Source organism: Vibrio sp. V43_P6S15P86 (assembly GCF_009904725.1).
In the GTDB taxonomy this organism is placed as follows: Bacteria; Pseudomonadota; Gammaproteobacteria; order Enterobacterales; family Vibrionaceae; genus Vibrio; species Vibrio diabolicus.
On sequence record NZ_WXWT01000369.1, the window covers coordinates 1 to 7,567 of the forward strand.

At 44.5% G+C, this 7,567-nt stretch carries 5 protein-coding genes; 2 read left to right on the top strand and 3 right to left on the bottom strand.

What is annotated here, in order from left to right; translation table 11 throughout:
- Positions 1 to 19: 19 nt before the first annotated feature.
- Positions 20 to 931, top strand: a complete 912-nt coding sequence (gene metR / locus CAG69_RS16775) for an HTH-type transcriptional regulator MetR (RefSeq protein WP_005392844.1) — start codon at positions 20 to 22, stop codon at positions 929 to 931.
- Between the two features lie 20 nt (positions 932 to 951).
- On the opposite strand, the gene CAG69_RS16780 is transcribed toward metR, so the two are convergent.
- From CAG69_RS16780 to CAG69_RS16790, 3 genes are all read right to left on the bottom strand, one after another.
- A complete protein-coding gene (locus CAG69_RS16780) occupies positions 952 to 1,152 on the bottom strand; it encodes a DUF4250 domain-containing protein (RefSeq protein WP_005392843.1) in 201 nt (66 codons plus the stop codon).
- Between the two features lie 153 nt (positions 1,153 to 1,305).
- Complete coding sequence (locus tag CAG69_RS16785) at positions 1,306 to 2,016, bottom strand: hypothetical protein (protein WP_053808888.1); 711 nt, start codon at positions 2,014 to 2,016, stop codon at positions 1,306 to 1,308.
- An 86-nt stretch (positions 2,017 to 2,102) separates the two neighbouring features.
- Positions 2,103 to 4,559: an EAL domain-containing protein gene (locus tag CAG69_RS16790; protein ID WP_161445262.1), complete on the bottom strand. Its 2,457-nt coding sequence runs from the start codon at positions 4,557 to 4,559 to the stop codon at positions 2,103 to 2,105.
- Positions 4,560 to 4,982: 423 nt separating this feature from the next.
- Here CAG69_RS16790 and CAG69_RS16795 point away from each other — a divergent pair, with 423 nt between their 5' ends.
- Positions 4,983 to 7,316: a YgiQ family radical SAM protein gene (locus tag CAG69_RS16795; protein WP_161445264.1), complete on the top strand. Its 2,334-nt coding sequence runs from the start codon at positions 4,983 to 4,985 to the stop codon at positions 7,314 to 7,316.
- Positions 7,317 to 7,567 lie beyond the last annotated feature (251 nt).

Sequence of the window (7,567 nt, forward strand, 5' to 3'; positions counted from 1 at the left end):
CAAAGGATGAAAGGAATTCATGATAGAGCTAAAACATTTGCGGACACTCACGTCGCTTCGAGACACCGGCTCTCTAACCGCGACCGCGACCGCGTTGCATCTCACTCAATCGGCCTTGTCTCACCAGATCAAAGATTTAGAGGCGCGGATTGGGGGACAATTATTCCTTAGAAAAACTCGTCCGGTGAAGTTCACTTCAGAGGGAGAAATCCTATTGCGTCTTGCAGAAGATATTCTTCCCAAACTCGCAAGAGCAGAAAATGATTTGGCAAGCTTGAAAGAAGACGTCAATGGTCGGTTGCATATGGCGATTGAATGTCACTCATGTTTCCAATGGCTCATGCCCGCTCTAAGGGAATATCAATTGGCGTGGCCAAGCGTCACGTTGGATTTTTCGTCCGGCTTTGGGTTTGAGCCCCTACCCGCATTGTTGGCTGGCGAATTAGATCTCGTTATCACGTCAGATATTCAACCTCGTTCTGAAGTGCATTATGAACCTTTATTCGACTTTGAAATGCGCTTAATTACCGCGACCAACCACCCATTGGCGGAAAAAGAAGTTATTGATCCGCAAGATCTCGCAGATCAAACCATGCTCTCTTATCCGGTTCAAAAACAAAGGCTAGACGTCGTAAAACACTTCTTGCAGCCAGCGGGGGTAGAGCCCGCCAAATGGAAGCAAGCCGACAATACTCTGATGTTAGTGCAAATGGTCTCCGCTGGATTAGGGGTTGCAGCACTGCCAAATTGGGCGATTTCTGAATTTTCGCGCCAAGGCCTTATTACCAGTAAACCTTTTGGCCAAGGCTTATGGCGTCGCTTATTTGCTGCAACGCGTCACTCAGAGAAAGATAAACGTTACTTACAAGCCTTTTTCGCAACCGCAAGGCTACAATGTAAAAGCCACCTTGACGGAATCAAGATGGCTTAGGGATATGGATTAAGGAAGGTTTAGCGTTGATATGCTTTAAATTGGTTGGTCAATGGATCGTACTGATAACCAAGCATATCAAGCTTGCCTACTACGGACTCTACATCCATTTCATACACCGATACTAACTCGTCAAAACTGTCGCACTCTAAACGTAGCTTTTCATTGACGATACCTAGCAAAATAATGCTGTCCAAATTACCTACATTGCTTAAATCCATCGCGACTCTCCTCTTCGACAAGGTATATAAACAAGCGTAGACGTAATCACGTGAATTTAAAGTGAGCGCGATCCAAAACGTGAGTGCCTTATACTCAAGCAACCTAGAAAGAACTTGAGTACAAGCAGTATTGATCTGTTTCTCGACTCGAGATTAAGCCGCCAAAGAGAATAAACCTTGTAGGCTCGTCATTGACGCGAGCGCGAGCAACAGGGCGACGCTCAGTTGAACCTTTTCTGGTTTTTTATGTGTGAAGATATGCCAGCACCAAACAATGATTGAAGAAACTAGCATGGCTAAAGATAATAAAATTGGTTGTGTTGCGGCACTCAATGTCGCTTCATTTAACTGGTAAGAAGCAAATAGCGTTGCGATTACCAGCAGCATTCCAGACACAATGCCCGTAACTGGCAAAATGCGGTGAAATGCCTGCAATCTGCTACGAGCGATAGTCAGAAGCAATTGAGAAAATGACGCCCCAAGGAAAAATATCATTATTGCCATCGCAATAGACGCAGGCCAGCTTGGCTGTTCAAATGCTTGAATACTTACATACGCAAAAGCCAAGCCATTCGCTAAATGCATCGCCCAAAGAGGGCCTTTTTCACGCGTTTTCTTGGTTTGAACCTGAGAGTAGAAATAGAAAATAGCGAACACGATCATAAATGCTTCAATGCGAAGAGAAGCAACCGCAAGCCACAATAACGCCACTGCTGGCAACATTTTATGAAGACGGCCTCTCTGGCCCGGACAAATATCGCCCTTGATGAGAAGTAAAGTCAGTAGCGCTTGCGCGCCAAATAGCATCGGAGGAAAAGTAACCAGCAATTGTTGAATCATGTTAAATGCACGCTCAAAAGTCATTTTGGGGTGGCGATAATAGCAAATCACCTATCGTCAAACCACCGAAAGTCTATCCCCAAATGTACTAGAACAGCGAGACTTTTTATTCAACAAGAAGCGAGATACTTCAACGCATCTTCTTGAGTTAACACGCCTCTGTATTCTTCTTTTTCATCACATAAAACCCACGGGAAGCGAATGTCTGTTTTGATTAGCTCTCGAATAGCAGCGACGGACAAATGCGCATTGACGAGCACAAACTCCGTGCTCATTATCTGGTTCACCGGACGTTTCCAAATCCAATTTTCTCGCTCAGTCTCTAATTCTGTCCCCATGGAAGGCGTTAGGTGTAAGTTAACTTGCTCTTTGGTAACTAAGCCAACACAGCGCTTTTCGTTAATGACAACCAACGGCGAACTTGGACTTAAATTCATATATTCCACCGCCAACGATAATGGTTCCCCGGGCTCAAGGTGCCTTACCTCTTCATGGCTCAGTGATTGCAATACATCATCTTGTTTTGGTTTAACAGTAACATCCGAAAACAAATGTTCGTAACTTTCCGCTTTCTCCATCAAATCGACAGGCCGAGCACGAGAGAACAAAAAGCCTTGCATGTAATCCACACCTATTTCAGCCAATGTTTGAAGCTCCTGTTCTGACTCCACGCCCTCGGCAACCACTTTTACATTCATTTGCTGAGCAAGATCAGTGACCATTTTGACAATGTTATAACTGGTATTACCATGCTGAATGTTCTTAACGAATTTTCGGTCTATTTTCAGTAAATCAAACTGCCCTTTCTCTAGGTAAGAAAAAGAAGAATACCCTGTACCGAAGTCATCAATCGCAATTTTAATGCCCTCTTTGCGCACTTGCTCTAGCGCTTGCGTATGCTCTTCGTCTTGCTCAAAATACGCTGTTTCCGTCAGCTCAATCGTGACTCGTTTAGGATCGACACCACTGGCTTTAATTAGGTCATGCGAACGCTGAAGAACCTGGAGCGAATCCAATTTAGTATTCAGTGAGCGATTGATGGTTAACCCTATTTCCTCGCCATATATGTCTTGCAAGCGAGGAAAGTGCTTGAGCGCGGCTTGACAAACCTCATCATCCAGAGCCGCAATCAACTCTAAATCTTCAATAACAGTAATCATCTCTTGAGTGCTATAGGCATCACTTTCATGATAAAAGCGCGCTAAGGCCTCGAACTTAACGACTTTTCCAGTTCGGCTATCAATGATTGGTTGAAAATGAACATCCACCAGCCCACTGTCTATTTGCGCTTCCAAAAACGCCTCTAAATGCTGGCGTTTGACTAACTCAGAATGAAGCTCACTATTATAAAAATTAAAATAGCCACCTTCTCCAGAAATTGAGGACAACATCGCCTGGGCTGCATGCGCTAACGCTTGCTTTGGCCTGTTTGTATCATAGCCGAGGATTGACACTCCCGTTTGTCCCTCGACGATAGTGGTATGCATTTTTGCTCCCATTTCATTCCTAAGCTCAGTGAAGAACCCTTTCATTGCAATTTGAATCAAACGTAAAGGACTTAGCCATTGACAGTGAGGAGTTTGTAAACAGACAACAAACACATCCCTAGAAAGTTGACCCGCGATACTGGTGTAGCGGCTTCGCATAATAAAATCGGCGAAGCCTAGTTGCTGTTCAAGTAAGCATTTTTCAGAAAAATTTGGTCTGAGAGTCATGACAATATTGAGTTCTTTACTCCCACTTTCGTTCGCCAAATTAGCTAATTGCAGTTCGAACTCTTCTCTAGAAGGCAAAAAAGCTGACCAATCATGTTGTTGTTCACAGCGATTTTTCATCCACAACAAGGAAGCCGAAATGTCAGTAGAGAAACCGAGATAAAGGATCCGTCCAGAATGAAACGTTAGCCGATAGATACAAAGATGATGTGCCTGATTACTACCATTTGCAGTTCTACTCAATAAATTACCGCTCCAGTATCCTTCATCATCAATATGTTGCCAGAGTTGGTCGTAAAACGCCTGACTATGGTGAGATGTGCTAAAGATATAGGTTTTAAGTCCAACCAAATCACGGTTTTGATAACCCATTTGCAATTCAAAGGCACGGTTACAACCTAAGATTCGGGTGTCTTCGTCCGCGACTAAAACCCCTACGTTCGGTAAATCAAATATCGTTTCGAGAATTTTCGCTAATTCTTCGCAGCCAGTGATCGTCAATTGCGGGATGATAGAGCCTTGAACAATACGCTCATTGAGCTTTTCAAAACTAATTGTGACATGTATTAAGCGAGCTTCATTAAGCATCATGCAACAAGAAAAACGACCTTGCCCACCTAGGAGCTCCACTTCTAAAATTCGTTGCCTTAGTGTTTCCTGTTGCCCCATCAGCATATGCTCAAACAAATCATCTAAACAGGTGACAGGCGTATTTAACCCAAAAGCATTTGCCATTCCTTGCTGGTCGCATTCGAACTCGCGAGTATCAATCTTGTAAGACCATTCAATCACTGGAGTCGGATTGGATGTCAGTTGCACTTTTTCATGTGCTATTGTTGTTGAGTCACTCATTCCCTAGCCCCCTTTTTAATTAGCCTCATGCTCAAGGTTCGTAGTCAACGTACCTTATTCCATTTGGGACCTGCTGCTCCTCTTGTAAAATAGATTCTGGCAACGTAAGCCAATCGACTTAGAACCTTTTCAGAGCTTGTTCGGCTTTTTGCATTTTCCTATGCATTGATTTGATTATAGGCGTTGTTTTTAATAAGCACACCATTGCTTATTGGTTGTATTAACATTGCGACATTTTTTCACGACTCGACCTATAACCATGAGGCTTTCAAGGTGATATTAGACATAAAATCGCCGATATAGCCTTGATATTTTTGCAAACCAAATAAAACTCGATGAACTAAGCTTGAATAGATGAGTTTGGTATAGATACCTGATCCTCAAATCGCTATAATTCGCGCTCCCTGGAACAGAGAGCAAAATATGACCAATAACATCACTCCTATTCATGAGTACAAAAAATACTGGGCAGAGTGTTTTGGTACGGCACCTTTCTTGCCGACCAGTCGCAAAGAAATGGACGCCCTAGGATGGGATAGCTGTGACATTATCATCGTAACCGGTGACGCTTACGTAGATCACCCAAGCTTTGGTATGGCTATCATTGGCCGTCTGCTAGAAGCGCAGGGTTTCCGTGTCGGTATCATTGCTCAACCAGAATGGCAAAACAAAGATGCGTTCATGCAGCTTGGTAAGCCAAATCTGTTCTTCGGGATCACTGCGGGTAACATGGACTCCATGATCAACCGTTACACCGCGGATAAAAAACTTCGTCACGATGACGCGTACACCCCCAATAACGAAGGTGGCAAACGCCCAGACCGCGCGACTTTGGTTTACTCTCAGCGTTGTCGTGAAGCCTATAAAGAAGTGCCTATTGTTTTAGGTGGTATCGAAGCCAGCCTACGCCGTGTTGCGCACTACGATTACTGGTCAGACAAAGTTCGCCGTTCGGTACTGTTTGATGCAAAAGCAGACATCCTACTTTTCGGTAACGCAGAACGCGCACTTGTCGAAGTAGCACATCGCATCGCAAATGGCGAAGACATCAGCACCATGACCAATATTCGTGGTACTGCCGTGAACTTGCCAGCCGCGCCAGAAGGCTACACGGTTATCGATTCTTCTCGCATTGAAAAACCTCGTAAAGAAGCGTTCGTACCAAAGAACCCATACGAAGTAGAAACTCAGTGTGAAACTAAAAAAGATGAGCCAGTTGCACAACCAATCACGATTCGCCCATCACGCCACGATGCTGCGACAACTGCGGTTCGCTTACCTTCTTTTGAAAAACTAAGAAACGATCGCATTCTTTATGCCCACGCAAGTCGTGTATTGCATTTAGAAACAAACCCGTACTCTGGTCGAGCGTTACTTCAAAGCCATGGTGATCGTGAACTTTGGGTAAACCAAGCCCCAATCCCATTGACGACCGAAGAGATGGACTTTGTGTTTGGCCTGCCTTACGCGCGTGTTCCTCATCCTATGTACGGCAAAGCGAAAATTCCAGCGTATGACATGATCAAAACGTCTGTGAACATCATGCGTGGTTGTTTTGGTGGCTGTTCTTTCTGTTCAATTACCGAGCATGAAGGACGAATCATTCAAAACCGCTCGAAAGAGTCAATCATTAACGAGATTGAAGAAATTCGCGACAAAGTTCCGGGCTTTACCGGCACAATTTCCGACCTTGGTGGCCCGACTGCAAACATGTACCGTCTGGGCTGTAAAGATCCAAAAGCGGAAGCGAACTGTCGTCGTCCATCCTGTGTATTCCCGGGCATCTGTAACAAGTTAAATACAGACCATAAACACACCATCGACCTATACCGCGAAGCGCGTAAAGTAGAAGGCGTGAAGAAAGTGATGGTCGCATCTGGCGTACGCTATGACCTTGCGATTGAATCACCAGAATACGTGAAAGAGCTCGTGACTCACCACGTAGGTGGTTACTTGAAAATTGCACCGGAACATACAGAGAAAGGCCCTCTTGATCTGATGATGAAACCGGGCATGGGCACGTACGATCGCTTTAAAGAGATGTTCGAGAAGTACAGCGCAGAAGCGGGTAAGAAGCAGTACTTAATCCCTTACTTTATCTCTGCGCACCCAGGCACAGAAGACGAAGACATGCTGAACCTTGCTCTGTGGCTGAAGAAAAACAACTTCGAGTGTGACCAAGTACAAAACTTCTACCCGTCGCCGATGTGTAATGCAACGTCGATGTACTACTCAGAGACAAACCCTCTGAAACGAGTGAAGTATAAAAAACGTGAAGATGTACCTGTAGCAAAAGGTGAACGTCAACGCCGCCTACATAAAGCGCTGTTGCGTTACCACGATCCAGCAAACTGGCCAATGATCCGTGAAGCTCTAATCAGTATGGGTAAAAAACATTTGATTGGTGACAAACAAGGCTGTCTCGTTCCTGCGGAAGACATTGAAGCACAAACACCTGCACAACGTCGTAAATCTGGTCGTCACGGGGCAAACCGCTTTGCCACGAAACATACCAAAAACCAACCGGGCTTCGGTGGTCATTTGAACAAACGCTCTGAAGGCGGTTCAAAAGATGGTAAACCATCTGGCAACCGTAACGGCTCTGACAAAGCAAAAGGTGGTCAACGCCCTGCTAGCAACAGCCAACGCCCCAGCGGCAACAGTGCAAACCGCCCAGCAGGCAGCAAGCCGCAAGGTCAAGGTCGCCCACAAGGACAAGGCAAACCAGCTGGTCAACGTAAACCAAAGCGTCGTTAATTCTTTAGCACTTAAATACTAGAAAGGGCTCCAGAGGTAACTCTGGAGCCCTTTTGTTTTGTCGGTTAATTGAGGTATCACTCACAACTCAAACTTTGATTCAATCAATACAAAAAATGGTAAACACCAACCAACTTATTGGAAAAACAAACAATTATTTGATTGAATAAAAATAATAGAAAAATAACTCATTGATTTTTAATTGCTTTATTTTGGTGCGATATTTGCGTAATAGAGTAAAACTCTTAAAC